This is a genomic window from Bacillus sp. 220_BSPC (assembly GCF_001054655.1).
GTDB lineage: Bacteria > Bacillota > Bacilli > Bacillales > DSM-1321 > Peribacillus > Peribacillus frigoritolerans.
In genome coordinates, this window is the sequence record NZ_JVPL01000296.1 from 1 (window position 1) to 18680 (window position 18680).

Annotated in this window: 21 protein-coding genes, 1 tRNA gene, 1 pseudogene and 1 riboswitch; of the genes and pseudogenes, 2 read left to right on the forward strand and 21 right to left on the reverse strand. The window is 43.7% G+C overall.

The features are described 5' to 3' along the window. Positions 1 to 227: 227 nt before the first annotated feature. From ADA55_RS24545 to ADA55_RS24635, 21 genes and pseudogenes are all read right to left on the reverse strand, one after another. Positions 228 to 1316, reverse strand: a complete 1089-nt coding sequence (locus ADA55_RS24545; protein WP_048688527.1) for a PQQ-dependent sugar dehydrogenase — start codon at positions 1314 to 1316, stop codon at positions 228 to 230. A gap of 27 nt (positions 1317 to 1343) precedes the next feature. Next, positions 1344 to 2210 (reverse strand): Cof-type HAD-IIB family hydrolase, encoded by an 867-nt coding sequence (locus ADA55_RS24550; RefSeq protein ID WP_048688530.1) that lies wholly within the window; start codon positions 2208 to 2210, stop codon positions 1344 to 1346. A 166-nt stretch (positions 2211 to 2376) separates the two neighbouring features. Beyond that, positions 2377 to 3495, reverse strand: a complete 1119-nt coding sequence (locus ADA55_RS24555; protein ID WP_048688533.1) for a PRK06851 family protein — start codon at positions 3493 to 3495, stop codon at positions 2377 to 2379. An 89-nt stretch (positions 3496 to 3584) separates the two neighbouring features. Further along, positions 3585 to 4061, reverse strand: a complete 477-nt coding sequence (ybaK, locus tag ADA55_RS24560; protein ID WP_048688536.1) for a Cys-tRNA(Pro) deacylase — start codon at positions 4059 to 4061, stop codon at positions 3585 to 3587. Between the two features lie 214 nt (positions 4062 to 4275). Beyond that, positions 4276 to 5820 (reverse strand): gluconokinase, encoded by a 1545-nt coding sequence (gene gntK / locus ADA55_RS24565; RefSeq protein ID WP_048688538.1) that lies wholly within the window; start codon positions 5818 to 5820, stop codon positions 4276 to 4278. 173 nt (positions 5821 to 5993) lie between these two features. Continuing rightward, complete coding sequence (locus ADA55_RS31550) at positions 5994 to 6071, reverse strand: hypothetical protein (RefSeq protein ID WP_375541190.1); 78 nt, start codon at positions 6069 to 6071, stop codon at positions 5994 to 5996. Beyond that, a complete protein-coding gene (locus tag ADA55_RS24570; protein ID WP_142398475.1) occupies positions 6068 to 6325 on the reverse strand; it encodes a hypothetical protein in 258 nt (85 codons plus the stop codon). Before ADA55_RS24570 ends, ADA55_RS31550 begins: the two co-directional genes overlap by 4 nt. A gap of 190 nt (positions 6326 to 6515) precedes the next feature. Next, entirely contained in the window at positions 6516 to 7214 is a 699-nt protein-coding gene (locus tag ADA55_RS24575; RefSeq protein ID WP_048688542.1) for a hypothetical protein, read from the reverse strand. Then, positions 7211 to 7705 carry an ECF transporter S component gene (locus ADA55_RS24580; RefSeq protein WP_048688544.1) on the reverse strand — a complete coding sequence of 165 codons (495 nt, stop codon included), beginning with the start codon at positions 7703 to 7705 and terminating at the stop codon, positions 7211 to 7213. Before ADA55_RS24580 ends, ADA55_RS24575 begins: the two co-directional genes overlap by 4 nt. Positions 7706 to 7707: 2 nt before the next feature. Continuing rightward, on the reverse strand, positions 7708 to 8292 hold the full coding sequence (locus tag ADA55_RS24585; protein ID WP_048688549.1) for a cob(I)yrinic acid a,c-diamide adenosyltransferase: 585 nt from the start codon (positions 8290 to 8292) through the stop codon (positions 7708 to 7710). A gap of 14 nt (positions 8293 to 8306) precedes the next feature. Beyond that, entirely contained in the window at positions 8307 to 8771 is a 465-nt protein-coding gene (locus ADA55_RS24590; protein ID WP_226990541.1) for a bifunctional adenosylcobinamide kinase/adenosylcobinamide-phosphate guanylyltransferase, read from the reverse strand. Further along, entirely contained in the window at positions 8687 to 9304 is a 618-nt protein-coding gene (locus ADA55_RS24595; protein WP_048688555.1) for a histidine phosphatase family protein, read from the reverse strand. The genes ADA55_RS24590 and ADA55_RS24595 overlap by 85 nt, the downstream gene beginning before the upstream one ends. Continuing rightward, positions 9262 to 10053, reverse strand: a complete 792-nt coding sequence (cobS, locus tag ADA55_RS24600; protein WP_048688558.1) for an adenosylcobinamide-GDP ribazoletransferase — start codon at positions 10051 to 10053, stop codon at positions 9262 to 9264. The genes ADA55_RS24595 and cobS overlap by 43 nt, the downstream gene beginning before the upstream one ends. Continuing rightward, on the reverse strand, positions 10050 to 10625 hold the full coding sequence (locus ADA55_RS24605) for a bifunctional adenosylcobinamide kinase/adenosylcobinamide-phosphate guanylyltransferase (RefSeq protein WP_048688561.1): 576 nt from the start codon (positions 10623 to 10625) through the stop codon (positions 10050 to 10052). Before ADA55_RS24605 ends, cobS begins: the two co-directional genes overlap by 4 nt. Continuing rightward, positions 10598 to 11671 carry a threonine-phosphate decarboxylase CobD gene (cobD, locus tag ADA55_RS24610; RefSeq protein WP_105718801.1) on the reverse strand — a complete coding sequence of 358 codons (1074 nt, stop codon included), beginning with the start codon at positions 11669 to 11671 and terminating at the stop codon, positions 10598 to 10600. The genes ADA55_RS24605 and cobD overlap by 28 nt, the downstream gene beginning before the upstream one ends. Beyond that, positions 11646 to 12611 (reverse strand): adenosylcobinamide-phosphate synthase CbiB, encoded by a 966-nt coding sequence (cbiB, locus tag ADA55_RS24615; RefSeq protein ID WP_048688564.1) that lies wholly within the window; start codon positions 12609 to 12611, stop codon positions 11646 to 11648. The genes cobD and cbiB overlap by 26 nt, the downstream gene beginning before the upstream one ends. Beyond that, the gene (locus ADA55_RS31555) at positions 12608 to 13324 is read right to left on the reverse strand and encodes an adenosylcobinamide amidohydrolase (RefSeq protein ID WP_412070648.1); all 717 of its coding nucleotides are present in this window, start codon (positions 13322 to 13324) and stop codon (positions 12608 to 12610) included. Before ADA55_RS31555 ends, cbiB begins: the two co-directional genes overlap by 4 nt. A 6-nt stretch (positions 13325 to 13330) precedes the next feature. Further along, positions 13331 to 14080, reverse strand: a pseudogene (locus ADA55_RS31560) (heme ABC transporter ATP-binding protein); the annotation flags it as partial. A gap of 5 nt (positions 14081 to 14085) precedes the next feature. After that, complete coding sequence (locus ADA55_RS24625; protein ID WP_048688571.1) at positions 14086 to 15141, reverse strand: FecCD family ABC transporter permease; 1056 nt, start codon at positions 15139 to 15141, stop codon at positions 14086 to 14088. Beyond that, positions 15104 to 16069: an ABC transporter substrate-binding protein gene (locus ADA55_RS24630; protein WP_048688574.1), complete on the reverse strand. Its 966-nt coding sequence runs from the start codon at positions 16067 to 16069 to the stop codon at positions 15104 to 15106. Before ADA55_RS24630 ends, ADA55_RS24625 begins: the two co-directional genes overlap by 38 nt. 178 nt (positions 16070 to 16247) lie before the next feature. Continuing rightward, positions 16248 to 16422, reverse strand: a riboswitch (cobalamin riboswitch). A gap of 86 nt (positions 16423 to 16508) precedes the next feature. After that, entirely contained in the window at positions 16509 to 17357 is an 849-nt protein-coding gene (locus tag ADA55_RS24635; protein WP_048688577.1) for a polysaccharide deacetylase family protein, read from the reverse strand. A 230-nt stretch (positions 17358 to 17587) separates the two neighbouring features. Here ADA55_RS24635 and ADA55_RS24640 point away from each other — a divergent pair. Continuing rightward, positions 17588 to 17661 (forward strand) — tRNA-Arg (locus ADA55_RS24640). A 198-nt stretch (positions 17662 to 17859) separates the two neighbouring features. Next, positions 17860 to 18534, forward strand: coding sequence for a DUF4145 domain-containing protein (locus ADA55_RS24645; protein WP_048688580.1), 675 nt, complete (start codon positions 17860 to 17862; stop codon positions 18532 to 18534). Positions 18535 to 18680: the final 146 nt, after the last annotated feature.

Genomic DNA, 18680 nt, shown 5'->3' on the forward strand with positions numbered 1-18680 from the left:
GTGAGTTTGGGCGTTACTAGTCAATTTCGCGCTTTTACTCGTGAATTTGGGCGTTACTCGTCAATTTCGCGCTTTTACTCGTGAATTTCACGCTTTTACTCGTGAGTTTGGGCGTTACTAGTCAATTTCGCGCTTTTACTCGTGAATTTGGTGCCATACACAAAAAGGAAACCCCGCTATTGGCGAGGTTTCCCAAATATATGCTTCTTTTCTGCTCATTGATAACATCAAGGCATATTTAACCGAGATAGCGGCAAACGATATAGCTTATCATCCTTTTCATCAGGATTTCCTCTGCCGTCCGTATTGTTGCTTATGAAATATATGAATTCTTCATCAACGAATACATCACGTATCCTTCCTGAGCCCGTTATGATATTGGTCAGTTTTCCGCTCTTTACATCGTAACTCTTTAGCGCTTCGCCCCTTAAGGCTGCAAAATAAAGCTTTCCGTCAAAATAGGCCATGCCTGAAGGAGCCCATGTATTTTCACCGGAATGAATCAATGGTTTTATCATATCCGGTTTTTGCTCATCGCCCTGTATCTCTGGCCAGCCATAGTTCTTACCGGCGTCAATTTTATTTAATTCATCGTGGGCCGAATCTCCGTGCTCACTTTCATACAACTGTCCTGCTTCATCCCAAGCCAGACCTTGTGGATTGCGGTGACCGTATGAATAGACATATGAATTCCCGAAAGGATTATCTTTAGGAATGGTGCCATCCAGGTTCAAGCGCAGAATTTTTCCGCCTAAAGATTCTATGTCCTGTGCGATTTCAGACTTTCTTGCATCACCTGTTGTTGCATATAGCTTATCATCCGGTCCAATCTTGATCCTGCCGCCATGGTGGAAGTCCCCGCTTGGTATTCCGTCGATTAAGGTCTCCATCTCCTGCCATATATCATCATTTTTTTCTAAAATGACGATGCGATTGATGGAATTCCCGCCCTCTTCATAAGTATAATAGGCGAAAGCTTGCCCGCTCTTAGAGAAGTCGGGAGCTAGCAAAAATCCAAGCAATCCAGCTTCCGCTTTAGCTGACAATGTCTTTTTAAGATTGACCTTTTGCCGTGTCATCTTATCCTTGTCCCATTCGACGATGGTTCCGGTCCGCTCTGACACATACATTGTGTCCCCATTCTTCTGAATCGACCACGGGGCCTGCAGGTTCGTTACCAACACATCCGGATTTTCCCCTAAAGTGCCTGTCACTTCTTTGTCAGGATTCGGCTGGTTTTTGCTTTCGTCATCATTCATGTTGCAACCAGTTAAAAACAATGTAGCCATAAGGAAAAATAAGAGCAATTTTTTCAAAGTCTTTTCCCCCTTTGATTCTTGAGTTTAATAGGCTGACTGTTTAAGTACCTTTAAAATGGCCTCCGCGACGCCTGATTCATCATTCTTGCCTGTTACTTCATCACACATATTTTTAATTTCGAGCGGAGCATTTCCCATTGCGACAGACAAACCAACCCGTTCAAACATGGATACATCATTATAATTATCTCCAATAGCCATGGTTTCCTGCATCGAGCCGGATTTTCCATTCACATATGTTTCAAGCGCCGTACCTTTTTGAGCCGTTTCACTCATGATTTCTACATTTTCACGTCCTGATGAAGTGACTGTAACTCCTTGTCCTTCCAATTTCGAAGCAATTTGATTTAATAAACTTAAATCCTTTGAGAAGCTGAGAATTTTATAATATTCCTCATTCGAGCGGCTGAATAACTCGGAATAATCGGAAATGGAAGTTACCTGTCCCAGCTGTAAACGCTGCTCTGCAAATTTTCGCATACCCTCAGGGTCAATGTCGGGATTGGCTGTAACGAATACATCAACCAAAACAGATATTGCGTTTTCATAGTCTTTGGAATAAATCCCCTGACTCGTATATATTTCGAAATAAATCCCTTGTTCTTCGAGGAATCCAGCAACCATTTTAGCAGTGGCTGCTGACATTGGATTGGAAGCGGCAATCTCCCCTTCCTCCGTGAAGAGGGCCGCACCATTTACACAGATGACAGGGCAAACGATGCCTGCTTCATCTAAAGCGAACCTTGCTTCCACATAAGATCTTCCAGTAGCAATGATCACTTCCACTCCCTCGCTTTGCGCCCTCAGGATTGCTTGTTTATTTTCCTCACTGACCTTTTGCATTTTGTTTAGCAATGTTCCGTCCATATCAATCGCAATCGTCTTTATCAATTCAATCGGCCCCTTTTTTCAATATAATCCCTATTTTAACCGAAAGGGCGTGGATAAACACGTTTAACAAACCCGTATATATTCTTGTTGTGGCTTCAGGGGTTAAAAAATCCTTTTTTGTATATAAATAAACTGCACCTAATTAAGGTAGGCGCAGTTTATTTTCTTAATGTAGAATCGTTTTTCTATCGGCATCTTGTGCCCGTTCATTAATCTGTTCATTGATGTCCTTTTGAATATCATCGATGGCTGTAAAATCCATTGCTTTCACATAAATCTTTTCGAGTTCGTCATGCAGCTCTTTTGCCTTAGCCAGATTTGCTGTCGCTTCATTCATTTTCGTCCGATACCTGGTGGAAACATCCTTTAATTGATCTGCATATATTTCATCTGTTCCTGGCAAAATGGCCGTTTTATATATATCAATGATTTCGTCCCCCCCACAACTCGGGAAATATTCATGAGGCGATGTGCTGTCAAAAATGGCGATCCCCACCTCCCGGACGATTACCATGTCCAAGCTATGCGGATCGAAGCCACAATGATATATTTCCACATCAAAGCCCCTTTGCTCCGCAGCCTTTGCAATCTTCTTCAGCATCGTTGATTTCCCGGAACCTGGACAACCCTTTAAAAAGTACCGTTTTTGTATTCCCTCAGTAATATTGGGGATGAAATCAACTGCACCCGTTGGTGTAGCTGCACCTAAGAATCGGTGACGAACATCCGACTTCTTATTAAGGACGATATCTCTATAAAAGCTTTCAATCAATTTATTGGTCAACCCATTCAATTTTGCAAAATCAATATTTGACTTGTAAATGTCTTCCCATTCATCATGTATCTTTAATGCTTCAGCGAATAGGGCATATGCTTTCTCGAAACTCTTGCTTCTCGCATTCGTCAACTTTATGATGGCCGCTCTTTCAGAAGCCAGCTGCTGGGAATCCCAGGCAGCCCCAAGATTCACATATTCCTCAATCGCCCCTGGTGCCTTCGGCTCAATCACATGCGGCGCAGTCCCATCCACGATACCGATTTTCAAAGCCGGTATGATTACTCCATCAATGGAATCATTATCGGACGAACAATGTAAATACTCGATGTCATAGTCTTTATCCAGCCATTCTTGGCCGATTTTTTTCATAATGGTCGATTTACCGGAACCAGGTCCGCCTTTTAATATGAATAATCTTTCCAGACCTTTTAAATTTGAATCATATAAACTATAAAAACCTTTAGCCGTATTGCCTCCAGCAAAATAATTCATCACTCTTCCTGTCACTTTCACACTCTCCCTCACAATAAAGATGTGATCTTCAAGACAGCGTATGAAAAAAGGGCCTAATAGGTGAATACCTAAAGGTAAACAATTTATTTTATTAAGGCTGCAGATTCCGCTTGTGTGACTTCCAGGAATTCTGACGGTTTTAAAACGATCTGTGTACCGATTTTCCCTCCACTTACGATGATTTCAGCCAGGTTTGCTGCACTTTCATCGATAAAGGTCGGGTATTGTTTTTTCATTCCGATCGGGGAACAGCCTCCCCGAATGTACCCTGTGTATTTTTGCAGATCTTTAACCGCAAGCATTTCAATTTTTTTTGCACCTGCGGCCTTCGCTGCTTTTTTCAAGTCTAGTTCGGTGGCTACAGGAATGACAAATACGTAAAGCTGCTGGGGTCCGTTATGGGTGACAAGCGTTTTAAAAACGGTTTCTGGCGCTTTTCCAATCTTATCCGCAACAGTGATCCCATCAATTTTTCCATCGCGGGCATCATAACTCATCATGCCATACTCTATACGTTTGTTATCAAGAATTCGCATTGCATTCGTTTTACTGGCTCCCATAAGAAAATTCCCCTTATCGTTTTCTTCCATCTTACCATTTTAATTACCAGGCAAAAAGAAAAGCACAGTGCTTATGCATCTGTGCTTTTAGACTATAGACAAATTCGAGGAAAAGTCTGTTTTCCTCAGTTTTTATTAAAAAAAGTTCCAGTTTTTTTCTGAAGTCCGCTCCCTTTTCGACAAATTGAAGCACAGTGCTCATTCATCCTAAGAGTCATTCTAAATGGCGTCTTTGGAAATCCGCTATCCTCTTGTAGTCGCCTTCCAATTGCCTGCTTACGGATAAATAAATCGACATCAATTCTTCATACACTTTAACATTCTCTTTGATCGGGACAAGTTCATTCGTTTCACCAACCATACCCTCAACCTCATCAAGGCTTTCGATTTCGCCTAAAGCATATAATCCAAGAACGGCGGCACCTAAGCTCGAACTCTCAAAGCTTTCTGGAATTGTCACGTTTTGATTGAATATATCAGCCATGATTTGGCGCCAGAGCTTCGAACGGACAAATCCGCCGCTTGCATGAATCTTCTCGGGAGCACCAGTCAATTCCTTTACGGCTATAAGGACACTGTACAGGTTATACATTACACCCTCCAGTACTGCCCGGACCATATGGTCACGAGTGTGATGAAGCGCCAGTCCAAAGAAGGAGCCCCTTGCATCGGCACTCCATAATGGTGCCCGTTCCCCTGCCATATACGGATGGAATATCAACCCATCAGAACCAGGTGCAATATTAGAAGCCATATCCGTCAGAATCTCATAGGAGTCCTGTCCCGAAGCCTTCGCTTTTTCGATTTCCACACGGCCCAATTGATCGCGTGCCCATCGGAAGGTGATTCCCCCATTGTTGACCGGTCCGCCGATTACCCAATGATTCTCAGTAAGGGCATAGCAGAATGTCCGGCCTTTGGGATCGGTAAGCGGCCTGTCACTGACGGTTCTTACCGCACCGCTCGTTCCGATTGTCACTGCCAGAACGCCTGGCTTGATTGCGTTTTGACCTAAGTTGGCAAGCACGCCATCACTCGCTCCAATTACAAACGGTGTACCAGCATGAATGTTCATTTTTGCAGCTAATTCCTCACTTAAGCCTGAGAGGATATGCGTTGTAGGGACAAGCATCGGCAGCTTATCAGCCCCAATTCCAGCAATGGTGAGTGCCTCTTCATCCCACTTCAGTTCATTCATGTTGAACATGCCCGTTGCAGAAGCGAGTGAATAATCCATTACATACTCATTGAAAAATTTATAGATGATGTATTCTTTAATTCCTATAAATTTGTCCGTTTCGTTAAAAATCCCGGGGTGCTCATTTCTTAACCACATTACTTTCGTGATTGGGGACATCGGGTGAACAGGCGTTCCGGTCCTGTGATACAATTGCATCCCCTGTTCCGAAGCCTTCAGTTTCCTCGCATAGGCAACACTTCGATTATCCGCCCATGTAATGCTATTCGTAAGCGGGTTGCCGTCCTTACCCATGGCGATCAAGCTATGCATCGCCGAACTGAACGATATCAAGCCCAGTTCTTGCTTTTCTATTCCGCTTGCAATCATGACCTCGCCTATAGCAATGATGACCGCTTTATAAATTTCTTCGGGATCTTGTTCCGCCACGGAAGGAGTTGGACTGTGCAGAGGATATCCCCTCGAACAAGATTGGACAACCTCCCCCCCTTTTGAAAAAAGAACAACTTTCGTACTCGTCGTGCCAATATCGATCCCCATCAAATAACCTGAATGTTTCATATATACATCATGCTCCTTTCTCTTAAACAATTGAATTCAATAGTAAGATTAGGATAAGTGAAACGACTGATATAATCATTTCCATAACCGTTCAAGACTTTATCGCCTGTGCGACTGCTGACCATCCAAAATCTGCCCCATTCACATGTGATGGAGTAAGGACCGGCAATTTACTATAACGCCAGGACAGCAGATATGATCGGCAGGCAGCTCAATACATTTTTAAATGCACCGCCCGCTCCAATAATCAAGATGATGGAGGCAGCGGGTTTTGCTCCCCTTTATTAAAACCTCTAGCGCAACCTAATGTAAAGAATGAAACCATGAGGCGCAATGATTGGTTTTCCAATGAAATCAACCCATCATTCCATGTTGAATCTTCACCAAAGCTCAGATCAACATTACCAAGAGTATTACCTACCCCTGTCTGAACAGCATCTGCAACATCCCGAATATCCATACCTGTGGTGATCCATAAAATGGCGGAAGCGAGCAGTAATGCAATAAATGGGTTTCATTTTACTTTGGCATGATAAAATCGGGCAACAAGCCCACCTATCCAAATAAACCAAACATCTTATTCAAGCATTCACTCTAAATAGGAAAGGGATCCATCAAGGTAAGATCTCAATGAAAAAAGCATCGAACCCGTTCATCATGAACTAAACTCGATGCCTGATTCAGTCATGGACCGATCAACCGCCAATAAAAAGAGGACCGGATCTTTGCTTGATTTCTTCCTCCAGTTGTTCAGGATAGGCAATGAGGAAGCAGGTGGATGGTCCTGATGATTTTTCAATATCGACTTTATCACTTATAGGCAGAGAAACACCTTCACCACTTTGATCCAGATGTCCCCATTCATACGCTATCCCTTTTGAGCCGACTGGAAGTGCCTGAACACCTTCCATTTCACATAAGCTTTTATATAAAGATAATGGTGCGACCCACTCTTGCTGTTCCATAACTTCCTCTCCAACGAGTGGCCTGCCGATCAGAGCGATTTTCCGTAAGGGCTGTTGCTTTTTAACACGTTCATTCACTCGTTTACCAATCACCATAAGACCAAGTGCTGACTGAAGAAGCGGCATGTTACTTTCTGTGCTGCCAGTAATGGGAAGGTCCTCCATTCCCAATTCATTCAGCCCCATCCTGACACCCATGGTCAAGTCCTCCCAGGCTTCATCACCGCAGAAATTATTTAGAACGACGGATACGGGTCTTCCGCCGACGCCCAGGCATTCCATGACGGCAACCCGAAAGGAATAATATCCAACGACCTCATAAGGGACATGGACAAGATCTTTTTCCTTCAGCCCGATCCCGCCGCTATTGTCACTTGAGACGATCAATGAATCTGATTCGGAAAATGGCAAAATCAATGAATCACTCATTCTGCTAATCCATCTTTAAAAATGATTTTTTTCAAAACAGGTTCCAAGCGCGGCAATAAAAGGACTGCCAATACTACATTTACCGCCGTCGCCACCGTTAAGCCCGGAACCAATAACGTGTAAAAGCCAGGGCTGATCAGAAATGCGAAAGGCAGGGCCAAAACGAAGGCATTACTGATAAAAAAGAGGAAAAATGCGCCTACTTTTTTTCCGTTTATATATAAAATGCTAAACATCCATGTCAGGACAGCCATTTCGACCATGATCAAAAAGTGGAATGGCCCAAGTGTCATGCCGCCGATGAACGCTGAAATGATATGACCAAGCCCAGCAACTATAGCCCCCGATACCGGGCCAAGTATGACAGCCGCCAAAAGGGCCGGAAAACTATCCAAAGCGATGCTTCCGATCGGTGAAGGGATTTTAATCATTGCCCCTACCGCCGATAAGGCGATGAATATAGCAATTGCACTAATTTTTCTTACATCCATGTTTACTCTTTTTCCTTTCTTTTCCCTCCTCGGAACACATTTGCGCTGCGGATATATTCCACATCTTTTACACCAAGACGGAAATTGATCACACGTGCAACAGCAAAGAAGTAATCCGACAAACGATTTAAATATTGAAGTGATAATGGTGAAACGGCCGCACCCGACTTGATCAATGAAACGACCAGCCGTTCTGCCCTTCTTGTCACGGTTCGGGCAATGTGAATCGTTGCAGCCGCTTTTGAGCCGCCAGGCAGGATAAACTTTTCCAGTTCCGGCGCTTCAAGTATGAAGGCATCTATCCGTTCTTCCAAATAGGTAATGGTCTCATCCGTCAGCTTTTGCGGGGCTTTCTCGGAAACGGTTGCCAAATCTCCTCCGCAGTCAAACAACTCATGCTGGATTTTTTCTAGATCGGCCAGTACATCCGTAAATATCGCAGGATCCAATTCTGTCACCGCAAGACCGATATAGCTATTCACTTCATCCACCGTTCCATAAGATTCAACACGAATGTCATCCTTGTCAAGCCGACCTCCGATTACGCTGGTTTGTCCCTTATCCCCTGTACGTGTATAGATTTTCATCCCAATTACCTCCTCTACTTTATTCGCTGGTTAATTCCATACCAGATGATATCAACGCGCTTTGATATGGATGCTACATCTTGATAGACCCATCCGCAGGCATCGCGCCATCTGCGGTCTCTTGCTTCAATCGGGACAATTCCCTTGGAAATATCAGAACCGATCACAATGCAGCTGTGTTCATCCCTTTCATTCTCCCATATTCGCCAATCAGCCATGATTTCCTTCCATCTTCTTCGAATCGAATCTGAATCCATCTTTTCTGCATCTTGCTGAATCCATGCATCCAAACCTTGCAATACAACTGCCCTGCCTTGGAAATCAATCAATTCCGGCTGTTCTTGTCGATAACCGGATAACCAAAGGACATCATTTTCCAAACCATACAATTGCTTTACCCACTTAGTTTTCCCATTATAGGCGCCTCCTGTAACAAAGTGCAGCGTTCTCCCCTCCTTAAGCTGTTCCGGTCTTCCCATATCAGCTCATATCCCCTGCCATGGGAAATTCCCCAATCAAAAAAAGACTTTTCCTTCGGGGCATAGCGGACCAATAAATCACGAATTACCCCTCCATGCGTCATTAGGGCAAATCGGTTCTCCTTACAGGCAATCAATTGTTTCCAGCCATTATTCACACGTTCGGAAAATGCCGGATAACTTTCACCCCCAGGCACCAGTGCCTCCATGGGACGTTCCAGCCAATTAAGATAATCTCCATCTGTCTTCAACTCATGATACGTCCGCCCTTCCCAACTGCCGAAGTTCATCTCACGGAACAAAGGGTTTTTGATCGGAACTGCATCTGGAAACAGCAGGCGTGCAGTTTCCACACATCGGGACAAATCACTGCTGAAAATTTTTTCATACTGTGGGTACGAGCCCCTTAAGTCCAGTATTTCCTTTTCTCCTTCGGTACTTAATGGAGAATCCGTCCAGCCTAAATAGGCCTTTCGTTCATTAGCTACTGTCAGCCCATGGCGAAGTAGTGTAATAGCCACAATATCAGCCATAACCAAAGCTCAACCCCTTCCACGGATGCCCCCAGTACATCCCCCGTTATCCCACCGAACCAACTGAGGATTTTACGTTTCATATATACCAGGAAAAACACGGCAGCCAGACACATGATGAAAAATAAGGGGACAAGCTTAAAATCGATGATCCAGGCAAACGCCAGACTTACAAGGAGGTACAGCCAATAAATGGGCAAACTGCTTTTCATCACTGCACTTTGAAAAAAAGCACCTAGCCCCTCTTTTTTAGCGAGCGGCATCCGGATGAGTAAATAACCCATCACACATTTGCTTAAGAGCGGAAGGGCAATGATCAAGAAGTATGTCCATTCATTTACCCTTTCAACAATTTCATAGATAAATAGAAACCGGGCGGCCAATAGGACTATGACGGAGATGACACCGAATGCACCTGTCCTGGAATCCTTCATGATTTCCAATCGCCGCTCTTTATCCTGATAGGAAAAAAAAGCATCACTTGCATCGATCCAGCCATCGAGATGCAAGCCTCCCGTTAATGCCATGGTCAAAAACCAAAGGAAAAAGGCAATCGAAAGCGATGACAATGGGGTCCATTCCACAAGTGCATACAAAACGCCGCCCAATATCAAGCCTAGCAAAAGACCTACTAATGGAAAGGTTTGAATGGCACGGTGAATATATTTCTTCTCCATCGGAAGCTGCTTCTTTATTGGAAAGACCGTAAAGAACTGCAGGTTAATTAAAAATCCGATCACTCCGCTCATTCCTGCATGCCCCCTTTCTTCCGCAATGGAATTCCCGCTTCCACTAGATAGGCTTCATCGGCCAGCCCGACGATCGTTTGATGAAGCAACCCCAGTGTTTTTCCGTATATATGAAGGAAATCATCCTGGAAAATCGGTTCCTGCACCAATTCATTGCTCACGACAATTAAACAATTGGATTGTTTTTTTATCTCATTGATTCCGGTTATTATTTTTGAAAAAACGCTATTTAAGAATTCTTCTTCAAGCGGAAGGCCAGGGCCAAATAGTTCGTTATCAAGCAGGGTTGTCAGACAATCAAGCAGAATTATGGAATCCTGATCAATATCCGCCCCTATTCTTGTAATATCCGTTGCGTATTCGGAGGTCTTCCACGCAATCGGGCTGCTTTCCCTATCTTTCCGGTGCCTAAGGATGCGTTCACCCATCTCAGCGTCACTGACTCGGCCACAGGCGAGGTAATGCAAGTTCCCATCCATCTGGAGTGCATACTCCAGGGCTTTTCTTTCCGCAAAGCTGCTTTTTCCAGAACGGACACCCCCGCTTATAAAACAGAGCCTTGCTTTCTCCACTGTCTTACCCCCTCCATCAGTGCTTCGTTATCATGTTCACTCTTCACTGCAAACCGAAGCCACCTTCCATCCAAACCCGGAAAATTATAGGTATGGCGCGGTACGATTCCTTTTTTCAGCAAAAAGGGGAAAAGGGATAAAGATTCATCTTTCACCAAATAAAAATTAACTGTGCTATCGGAGACATCCAACCCCTGCTTCTCATAAAATCGGAATAGTTTTTGCTTTTGCCATACAATATAGTCTCTTGTTTTTCTCATATAGGCATCTTCTGCAAGACAGATTTTCCCTACTTCAAGTGCCACATGGTTGACGCTCCAATGCGGTTTATAATTTCTTACCCGTTTTATGATGTCAGGTGACGCAAGCAAATAGCCTAGTCTCAAACCGGGGATCGCAAAGATTTTAGTCATTGATCTTAGTATGAGTAAATGTGGAAATGCATTGATTAAAGAAGCATAACTAAAGGCATCCTCCGTGAAATCATAAAAAGCCTCATCCAGGACAACCAGGCAATTCGCTTTTTGGCATTCAATGATCAATTCCCTAACTGTATCCCGCTTAAATGAAACTCCCGTCGGATTATTAGGCGTACATAAGAAAATGGCATCATATTCGGGTAATCGCGGAATCAATCGTTCCAGGTCCAATTGCCACCCAGGAGCATCAAGCTGGTGAAAATCGACCTTACATCCTGCTGCCAAACAAGCTTCAGCATATTCCGCAAATGCCGGCTGTATGATCAGCACCCTTTGATTGGCTAATCCGTTCGCTACCAGCATGATGATTTCAGCACCACCGTTCCCCATCAAAACGGATTGCTCAGGAAGTGCTTCTTTTTTTGCAATTGATTTTGTCAGTTCAATGGCATGCGGATCTGGATATTGAAGGATCCCTTCGAAAAACCCAGACCACTGTTCCTTTATGCGTAAAGGCGGACCCAATGGGTTGATGTTAGCACTGAAGTCGAGAACCGATTCAGGCATTTCGATTTCCAGCGCTTCATAAAGATAATGAGGATTAGAGCCATGAGAAGGTAATGTCAAGAATAAGTCCCCCTAGCCATAGCATCAGCAGAAATAGAAAAGATGACCGATGCATGATGGTAATCGTTTGTGGTATATGTTTTGCTTCCAATCGAACAAGCGGAACTCCCATCCTCGCACGGTCGGAAACAATTCCTTTGTACATGTTCCGGCCTCCAAGCTGGATTCCCAAAATGGCCGCAACGCCTGCTTCACACCACCCGCTATTCGGGCTTGGATGTTTTTTTGCGTCATTGAATAATATCTTCCACCTGACGCCGAAGCCATGATAGCCGGATTTCGAGCTCAGCAACATCAGGAAGCCGGTGAGGCGGCTGGGTATCCAGTTGACGATATCATCGAGCTTGGCTGAAGCCCAGCCGAATTGCCCATATTTATCATTCTTGTACCCTACCATGGAATCGCAGGTATTAATCGCCCTGTACACCATCGCGAGCGGCGCACCGCCGATAGCTGCCCAAAATAATGGCGCTGTAATCCCATCACTGGTATTTTCCGCTACGGTTTCCACGGTGCCCCTGACGATTTCTGGTTCATCAAGCTCAGCCGTATCACGGCCAACGATATAGGAAAGCTTTACCCTCGCTTCAGGGAAATCCCGTTCATTAAGCGGAAGGCAAACATCCATCCCAGCTTGCTTCAAGCCCTTCTGAGCTATCGTTGTGGAAATGACAAAAGCTTCCCATAGGATACCTGCAAGCGGATGGATTAGATAAGCCAAATAAACGGTAAGAACTGTAATCAATAACACCGCCGATAGGACGATGATCAACATGAAGAGCCCTTTCCGTTTCTTATATGCCCCTTTATTTAATGCCAGATCCAACTTGCTAATCATCGTTCCTATCCATTTGACTGGATGCGGCCAACTTGGCGGATCTCCAATTAATAAATCAAGGAAAAACGCCAGCGTAACCGCAAAAAGATGATGATAAATCATAATTCCTCAATCCGTTTCCGATTATTCGTTAAGGCTTCCACTGTACAATCATATACACCGCGACTGATCAGCTTCCCTAACGGAGTGATGGTGCCTGCATATTGAAGCTTTGCCCCTCTTTGAGTTGCCGCAATCAACATGCTGTCTGTCGATGTTCCTGTTGCATAAGTATTTGTCACCTTATCCATGACATGCAAATCATGAAGCGCTTTTACTTTTGCCTCGGTCGCAGTCACTATACTGTGGATATATGCCTCTTCTGCCAAATGCCCATTTACGAATATCCATGTATTTATCGTTCCTGGTGCGGAACTCCAAGAATGCCGGTCAGCTAATGAAGCGTCGATGGCATTCCCTACACCGGCCGTCACAATGATAAAAACCGAGAAATCTTCAGCTCTTAATAGCTTGCTTGCGACCGTATCGAGAAAGACAGCTGTCATCATCCCTACCGTTTCCTGTGGCTCAAAACCATGAGTTGTTAAATAGTCGGCCATTTCAACATGATGATCCTCGCAATCATAACCATGATGGACGTGCCTATTCACAAAATACTTATGCCAGCCCGTCCCCGAACCAGTCACTCCAGAAGACATCGTTCTAAGCGGGATCGGAGACTTCAATTGAATCATCTCAAATCCGACTGTCAAATAAGAATCATCAATTTCCAACGGGATAGTATCCTGGCCATGCTTTTCCGGAACGATGAACATTTGCGGTTTCGGAAGGGCGGGATGTGGGTGTTTTTCGATTGTCGTATGATATACACCCTGAATCCGTTCCTGTTGAAGCACTTCATTCGGCACATCAACAACCTGAATCCGCCCTTTCTCAAGCAGCATAAGCCGATCACAATATAATCCAGCCAAATTCAAATCATGAAAAATTGAAATAACGGTCAACTTCTGCTCTTTTGCCATTTTCCTCATTAGATCAAGAAGATCTTTTTGATAGGAAAGATCCAAATGGTTCGTAGGTTCATCCAAAAAAAGGATTTCCGGCTCTTGGGCAAGGGCCTGTGCCAGCAGGACCCTCTGTCTTTCCCCTCCTGATAATCGATCAAAATGAAGATCCTGAAAATCAGCTACTCCCGTTTGTTCCATCACCCGCTGGACAATCGATTCATCTTCTGCGGACCAACTATGGAACCAACCTGATTGATGGGCATATCGCCCAAGTGAGACCGTCTCTTTTACTGTATAGGAGAAAGCTAATGAGGAATGCTGAGGGAGCACGGCAATGACCTGTGCAAGTTGCTTTGACGAATAATCCTTCAAATTCCTGCCGCTTATCCGTACGCTTCCGCCTTTATAATCGAGCACCCCGCTAAGCATACTTAAAAGCGTCGTTTTCCCGCTGCCATTAGGACCAAGAATCCCGAATAATTCCCCCTTATGTACATCAAAAGAGACAGAGTCCAAAACAGCTTTGTTGTGATATCCACCTGTTAACCCTTTTACTTCAAGCATCCGTTTTACCCTTCTCTCCGTCTCTTTAATAAAATCAGCGCAAATGCAGGTGCCCCGATAAGTGAGGTGATCACCCCGATCGGCAGTTCCGATGGGGCAATGATCGTTCGTGCTACAAAATCGGCCAATATCAAGAATCCGCCTCCTATCAACAATGACAACGGAAGCAAATGTTTATGGTCAGGTCCCCAAATCTTTCGGACAAAATGAGGAATGACCAATCCTACAAAACCAATCGCCCCTGAAACGGCAACGGCTGCCCCTGTCAATGTCGAACCGGCTATCAAGATCCACATTTTCCGCCGCTTGACATTCACACCTAAGTGTTTTGCCCGGTCTTCCCCGAAAGTCATCGCATTCAATTCACTTGTATTCATGATCAAGGTCAACGAACCAATGATAAAAAACGGCAAAATGATTACGATATAATTCCATCCGCGCATTGAGACGCTTCCCATCAGCCAGCCGATGATTTGTCTTAATTCATCACCCGTCAGCGCAATCATCAATGAAATGAAGGCACTTAAAAACGAGCTGAAAATGATTCCCGTTAAAATGATCGTTTCCACTTTCATCGATCGATCCATTTTTTTTGCAAAAGTCAGTACGCAGAGCATCGTGAGCACTGAACATAAGATACTCAATGCCGGAAGGGTATATAAACCGATGAATGGCAGTGATATATTCAAGAATATTGTCAAAACGGCTCCGACCGATGCTCCTGATGAAATACCTAATGTGTAAGGATCAGCGAGCGGGTTCCGGAGCAGTCCCTGAAAAGCCGCACCCGCAATCGCAAGTGATGCCCCAACCAAACCAGCGAGCAGCACCCGCGGCAAGCGGATGTTCATCACGATATTCGTTAGCATCAAATCCGGATCGGCAGAAATCGGCAAGTGTAAAATCTCCTTGCCGATTATTTGTATAAGTACGGGAATCGGTACTGGCACCGAACCAAAGGAAATGCCTATCGTCATTGCGAATAACAAAATGAACAACGCAATCAAATAAGCAAACGCCCATTTAGTTGTTAAATTGATTCGGATAGACTGATTTGGCAAGTTCCTCTACTCCCTCTATCAAGCGTGGACCGGAACGGGTCACCAAGTCAGAATGGACATCAAAGACTTGGCCATTCTTAACAGCATTTACGTCTTGCCATCCTTTTCGGCCCTTCACTTCACTTACTGCATCTTTCGTATAATAACCATACGTTGTAATGATGACATCAGGATTTGCAGCAATCATCGACTCTTCATCAATCTTTGCCCAACCGTCCAAGTCGGCAGCAGCATTATCCGCTGAAATAATAGTAAGCATCTCATTCATGAAAGTATTTTTTCCCGGTGTGTATATTTCCGGTGAAGGCGAAACTTCCACTAAAACGGTCTTCCTATCCTCTTCCTTTACGGATTTGGCTTTTTCCTCGATATCCTTTAGCTTCGTTTTCATACCCGCAACGATTTCGTTTGCCTTGTCATGTTCACCCGTTGCCTGTCCAATCATTTCAATAGAATCATAGACTTGGTCAAAGCTTTGTGCATCATTGACTACGAGGACATCTATTCCAGCATCCTTAAGCTGCTGTAAACCCTCATTCGAATTATGGGCACTTGATGCATGCGCAAGAACAAGGTCAGGCTTCATGGAGACAATCAGCTCCGTGTTCATTTCCATTCCGCCAACTTTTTGAATTTCTTTCGTTTCCTCCGGGTAATTATCATTGTCGGAAACACCAACGACCTTTTTACCCAAACCAAGTGCAAAGACCACTTCCGTATTACTTGGTATCAACGAAACTATTTTCTTCGGTTGTTTTTCTATCGTTACTTTTTCCCCACTTGCATCTTTAATCGTAATCGGGAAAGCTTCGTGTTGAGCATGATTCGTTTGCTGCTTTTCTTTTCCTTCATCAGCAGCACCACCGCAGCCAACCATCATGCCTGCAGTCAGTAACATTAACAGTATCAGACCAAAAATCTTCTTCATTTTCATTCCCCACAATCTTTTTATTTAATTTCTTCATACCTAACAGAGAAAACCAATCCTGGAAGATGCCCCCAAAACAAAAAGCATCTCCCGTTAAACGGAAGATGCTTGCATGGCAACAATATCAATACGGACTCTATCTTAGGGTCTGCCACACACCTTCCCATCCGCGTAGGTTACAGGTGTACGAATTCTGGCAGGTCTCCTGGCTCATGGTCATCGTCAACGGCACCTTCCCATATCTCATACAGTGGTACACAGCCGTCAGCTCCCATATACAGTGGCGGGACCGCGTTGGCATTTCACCAACTTCCCTTTTAAGTCATTAAGACACCAAATCGTTCATATGTATATAATTTTCACTGCCTTCATTATACACCATGTAAGAATCGATTATTATATGATTTTTCTGAACAAGTGCGAAATGACCCTTCCGCCTTCAATGCTTTGAAGCATTTTCAATCAGCGACGCAAACCCATTGATCGATAACCCCGGTGAAATCCGAACTCGATGCAGAGCATGCATCCCTTGGTCGCTTGAAGATCCCCCAGGTTCGGTAGTGACTGCCATTTTGTATCCAGCTTCTTCTGACAGCTTGAGACTCTCTTCGTTATACCGGCCAACCGGATAGGAAAGCACTGTCGTGTCCTGGTCGAGGATACGGTCGAACAGCACCTTCGACTGAACCATTTCCGCTTCTTGCTGCTCTGCCGTCATGCGGGTCAGCTCCAAATGGTTGATGGTATGGCTTTCGATTGAAATCCCATCCCTGCTCATCTCCAACATTTGATTTTCAGTCAGGTGATGACCTTTATCTATGGACTTCCCGATCATGAAGACAGTTGCTTTCATATCATTTTCTTTTAATATCGGGAAAGCCTCCGTGTAGTTATCTGTATAGCCATCATCAAAAGTAAGCCAGACGCACTTCTCACTTGGCATCCGATTCTCGGTTAAAACGAGGAATGCTTCTTCAGGGGATAATGTATAGTAACCATTCTCCCGAAGCCAAGCCATTTGTGATCGAAATTCCTCCCTTGGAACCCGAAGGCCATTACCTTGGGAAATGCTGTGACACATCAATATCGGAAGCTGGACCGGGGACTCGGCCGTTATCCAGTCTCCCGTATCGATTTGTCCCTCCGGATCCTGCCCGGTCCCATTCTCAGCCGCTTCGGCCACTTCAATGTCATCTTCCGCAATCGGTGCAGCCGTCTTTTTGCCTATCCCCTCTAAAACCCCTTGTGTGCATCCAGGTAAAATCAAAATCCCCAGCAATGCCGCCATCCTTTAAAACTCTATATTTTTCCCCTATCATTCTCCTGATTTTTTTATAGTATAATAGTACCAGAAAACCAATGAACAATAAAGTATTCCATTTGATGAAAAAAGAGGAAAAACGCGAGCTTAGCGATGCGCTAAACATTTATGAGGATTTTTTTTCATAAGTATGTGCTATTAGCTTGAAAAGTTTGCCTATAAGAAATATAATAAATAAGTCGTCGACTTTAATATATGTCCCAGTAGCTCAGCAGGATAGAGCGACAGCCTCCTAAGCTGTAGGTCGTAGGTTCGATTCCTATCTGGGACGCTAATACAGACAGTAAAAACCCCTTATATATTAAGGGGTTTTCTGTTTTATATGATTTCAAATGTTTTATATAACAGTTTATTTTGCCGAAAATGAGTATTTCATTAATTAAAGCGCCCGGTCATGGGTGCTTTAATTTTAAAGGAATTTCTCTCCCTTTGTCGAATTTCTAATTTATCGACATAAAGGGAGAACTAAATGACAAATACTGATTACTCACCCAAACCGTTTCTTTGTCTTCATTGTGGAAACGAAACCATTATGCAAATTGTTGCAAAACACAATGACCAAGAATTTGAATACACTTTCCACCCAGAATATAATGAGGAAGTTCCTTGGGCAGTATATGATACCTCGTATACATTATATAAATGTCCTGTGTGTTCAAAGGTTACTCTTAAATCTATAGAATCATTTGATGGGATAAAGGACCATAAAGGACGGGTTATTGAAACAGAGAATATTCTCTACCCAATACAAACAGGAGACTTGAAGTACGTTCCTGAAAGGATAAAGGGTGCATTTGAATCAGCGCTTAAAACTAAAAATGTAGATAGAGTAATGTGTGCCATTGGGCTAAGGAGAACTTTAGAAATGCTTTGCTATGATCAGAAAGCTGAGGGGAAAACATTATATAAAAAGTTAGTTGATTTATCAGACAAGGCAATAATTCCTAAAGTTTTGGATAAAGTATCACATTTAATTAGAGACTTGGGAAATGCAGCTGCTCATGAAGAGAATGTAGAATTCGATATCCACATAATTAATGATTTAATCCGATTCACTAGAATTATTTTGGATTATGTTTATGTAATACCGAAAGAATTAATAAGAATTCAGGAACAATTTGATTTGAATAAAAAAGAGGCTTAAACTCCTTGAACATATAAAAAAGGCATCCATTCATTGGGTGTCTTTTATTTTGAAGGACATCAACTTCTTTTGAGCTGTATAATCTAATAATTCACAAAGGCTGTTTTCACATACTTTGTTGCTATTTACCAAGTAGTGAGGTGTGG